Origin of the sequence: Psychrilyobacter sp., from assembly GCF_049671765.1 — a bacterium.
Lineage (GTDB): Bacteria > Fusobacteriota > Fusobacteriia > Fusobacteriales > Fusobacteriaceae > Psychrilyobacter.
Window position 1 is genome coordinate 1 of the sequence record NZ_JBATVM010000237.1, and the last position, 2,759, is coordinate 2,759.

At 31.8% G+C, this 2,759-nt stretch carries 3 protein-coding genes; all 3 read right to left on the reverse strand.

Features of this window, described 5'->3' with window-relative positions:
* Positions 1-1,345, reverse strand: a 1,345-nt coding sequence (locus tag WBG30_RS11435; protein WP_424504785.1) for a sodium:solute symporter family transporter, incomplete at its 3' end; no start/stop codon positions are given.
* Positions 1,346-1,408: 63 nt separating this feature from the next.
* Positions 1,409-2,419 carry an ester cyclase gene (locus WBG30_RS11440; protein WP_424504786.1) on the reverse strand — a complete coding sequence of 337 codons (1,011 nt, stop codon included), beginning with the start codon at positions 2,417-2,419 and terminating at the stop codon, positions 1,409-1,411.
* Between the two features lie 40 nt (positions 2,420-2,459).
* On the reverse strand, positions 2,460-2,759 hold a 300-nt coding region (locus WBG30_RS11445; RefSeq protein ID WP_424504787.1), incomplete at its 5' end, for an MFS transporter.

Consider the following 2,759-nt stretch of genomic DNA (forward strand, 5'->3'; position numbering starts at 1 on the left):
ATATCCAACTAATATTTATTTGTTGACTTATTAAAAATGTAACAACCATACCAATTATTATACCAATAGAAACACTTTTATCATTACTTTTCACTGTAAACATTGCTAGAAAAAATGCACCACACATGGGTCCAGAAATATAGGATATATATTTCCCAATAACATCTAATACAGATTTCATTGTTCCTGAAAATCCTATTAATGTAAACAATACTATAAGTATACCAAAAACAACAGAAATAATCATTGTATTTTTTAGTGAAGTAACATCTGCTTTAGTAGAAATAAATCTTTCGTGGATATCCTTTGTGTAAACTGTTGTCATTGAATTAAGCAAAGAATCTATACTAGACATGGCCGCTGCAAATATCCCAGATATAATTAATCCTACGACTCCTACAGGAAGATGATTGGATAAAAAATCTATCATTATATCGTTAGAGGAACTAAAACTTGCTCCTTTATAATAAATAAAAAGCATTACCCCTAGTATCATAAAAGATAAATATACTATATTCATGATAATCGCACTTACAAGAAATGAATTTTTTACCCCTTTATATGATTTTGATGTAAGGATCCTTTGTACCTGTCCTTGATCTAATCCAAAATACCGAAGCCACATGATAAACCCACCTATAAGAGATGCCCAAAATCCATTTGTAGAACTTATATTAAAACTAAAATCAATAGCTTGAAGTTTCCCAGCTTCCCTTGCCATTACAAAAGTTTCCCCTATAGATAAACCTGTTGCTTTTAGTATAAAGATAAATGCAAATATCAAACCACCCCATAATATTCCCATTTGAGTTGCATCAGTCCATATAACCGCCTTTATTCCTCCTAAAAGAGTATAAATTATAGCTACAACGACTATTATTATTACGCTTATTTTTATATCAAAATCAGTAAATTTATTTATTATAAGAGCAGGAATATAAACCATAGAACTCACTTGGATTAAAGAGTTAATTAAAAATCCAAACACAGTCAAAGTTCTACTATAAACTCCTAATCTTTTCTCCATATATTCATATACAGATGTTAATTTAAGATTATAAAATACAGGAATAAATGTATAAAGAGCTGCCATTATAGCTAATGGAACAGTAATATTAACCATAAAAGGTCCGATTCCACTACTATATGCCCATCCGGGTCCTCCTACAAAACCATTTGCACTTATCATTGTAGCAGCTACTGATAATCCTACAGGAAACCATGGCATAGATCTTCCTGCCAAAAAATAATCTTCTTGTGTTTCATTTTTCTTCCCCAATTTATAACCAATAAATATCATACCAATCATATAAAATATAACAATCATAAAATCAATTTGCGACATTCTTTCCCTCCTTTATTATAAGTATAAAATAGGCTGACACTAAGTCAGCCTATTTTATTTAGATTATAGGTTAGGATTCATTATTTGTTGAGTTCTTTCAAAAATATCTAATCCTTGTTGTTTTAACCAATACGGTAAGTCAATCAATACCCAGTTTTCAGTAAGTTTATCCCCATTTCTACAATATACATCTACAACTTGCATATCAGCATTAGTTCCTCCAGGCATTCCTAAAAATCCTCCAAGTGGAGTATTTGAAAGGTTAGGCCAACCGAAGAAACATGCAAAATCTCCTTCTGCAAATCTACAAACGTGTCCATTAAATTTCTTGTCAGTTAAGTTATTTCTAAATGGAAGTTGATGTTGTGTTTGATATCTAGGAATAGTATAACTAGCTCCGATTCCTGCTGGTCCATACCAAATCATATCTTCAGACCATGATTTTGCTAATACTTCAGGAGGACATCCCATAGCTCCACTTTCATTTAATTCAGTTAAATCATTTACCATTTTATTAACTAATGCAAGAGTATCTATTCCATCTTGCTTAGGAGCATCTTCAAATAAAAGTCCATTGTGATTTCGTGGTCCTGGGTAGATAAAATATTGTCCTGTAGAAGGAGGCATTGGATTGACCCCTGCTTGTTGCATAAACCCAATTATATCAATAAATATACCTGTTTTAGTTATTTTTCCTTCTTCTACACAACTAAATTCAGCATAACGTAAACTGATCATCTTTCCAGTGGGCCTAATTCCTAACCATTCTTTATCAAATAATCCCATGAAATGACCCATTGACATCACCCATTCTTCACCACTTATTTCGTTGGTTCCTCCGATGAATATATCTTGCCTTCTCTGCATCCTAGTCAATGAATTTTTTAGTGGAATCCAGAATTTTTCAGCTACTGATTCTATAGAAGTTTGCTCTCTAAAAGGATACACTCCTTTCCAGTTGTAGTCTTTCCCTGTATGTTCTTTTAATACCGATACAACAGTTTCAGTCGTTGCGTTTTCCATAGCATCAAAATAATTCCTTACTATTTTTTTTGCATTTTGATATTTGCTCATATTTTTTCTCCTTTTATTTTAAATTTTCATTTAGACATATTTATTTATTTTTATTTTTTACAAGAGTTTCAGGGAGAAAGAACCAAATTACCGCTCCTATTATTGCTACTACCATAACTATTGTAAAAACTCCTTTCATTCCCCAAGCTGTTGCAGCTACTCCTGCTATCATAGGTAATGCAAATGTTGAGACTATTCTTCCACCATTAAATGATATTCCAGCTGATAAAGAACGGAATTTTTGTGGGAATAACTCTGTATAATATGCTCCCCAAGCTCCAGAAAATCCAAAAGAAATACCTAATAAGAATGATAGAACATAAAATAATTTTATATCTCC

Bases quoted from the DNA above. Each gene is read 5' to 3' on its own strand.
- WBG30_RS11440 (WP_424504786.1), bottom strand. From the start codon at position 2,419: ATGAGCAAATATCAAAATGCAAAAAAAATAGTAAGGAATTATTTTGAT.